1 protein-coding gene is annotated in these 1,049 nt (G+C 47.8%); it reads left to right on the forward strand.

The window, feature by feature from the left end; translation table 11 throughout:
* Positions 1-914: methyl-accepting chemotaxis protein (locus R7P67_RS26405; RefSeq protein WP_318086526.1), on the forward strand; the 914-nt coding region annotated here is incomplete at its 5' end.
* Positions 915-1,049 lie beyond the last annotated feature (135 nt).

A 1,049-nucleotide genomic window follows, 5' to 3' on the forward strand; every position in this document is an offset into this window, starting at 1 on the left:
TGATTGGTAACGATGAACTGGGCGAGTTGGCAGATGCAACGACTAAGATGCAAAACGACCTACGCCAAGTTATCGACAACGTTATTGCCGCTGTAACGCAATTGAGCAGTGCAGTAGAAGAGATGAACCAAATCTCTGAGCTTTCTGCTTCTGGCATGAAAGACCAACAGCTACAAATCACGCACGTAGCAACAGCAATGACGGAAATGAAAGCTGCGGTAGCCGACGTTGCACGCAACACGGAAGAGTCAGCGAGCCAAGCAAACGATGCAAACCACCGTACACAACTTGGTGTGCGTGAAACACAAAGCATGGTTGATGCGATTGGTGAAGTAGCAAATGTTATCGGCGCTGCTGGTGATACAGTTTCAGAGCTTGAACAGCAATCGAACCAAATCAACGTTGTGGTTGATGTTATCCGTGATATCGCGGATCAAACAAACTTGCTTGCGCTTAACGCCGCTATCGAAGCAGCGCGCGCTGGTGAATCGGGCCGTGGCTTTGCAGTTGTAGCGGACGAAGTTCGTACTCTTGCTGGCCGTACTCAAGATTCAACAAGTGAAATCACAGCGATCATCGAGCAGCTACAATCACTAGCGAAAGACGCGAAATCAGCGACTGAGCTTTCTCGCACAAGCATTGCCGAGTGCGCTGACCAAGGCATTCAGTCAAAACAACTGATGAATGACATCGAACATGCGATTTCTGATATCTCAGATATGGGCAGTCAAATCGCAACGGCATGTAACCAGCAAGACTCAGTTGCTGAGGAACTAAGCCGTAGCATCGAAAACATCCATCTTGCGTCTCAAGAGGTCGCGCAAGGTTCAGAGCAAACTGCACAAGCTTGCCGCGAACTGAGCCAGCTATCCGTATCTCTTCAAGATGTAATGAGCCGCTTTAAGTTAAACTAAAACAACTCGACAAAAACGCTCCAAGCTCCGCAGTTTGGGGCGTTTTGTTTTTCTGGCGTACATTCCCTCGTACGCTTTCCTTTAACAATAAAAAACGCGTATGGAGGTTTTATGCGCCTTAAGAAAACTCTTCTT

This window comes from Vibrio sp. Vb0937 (assembly GCF_033338855.1).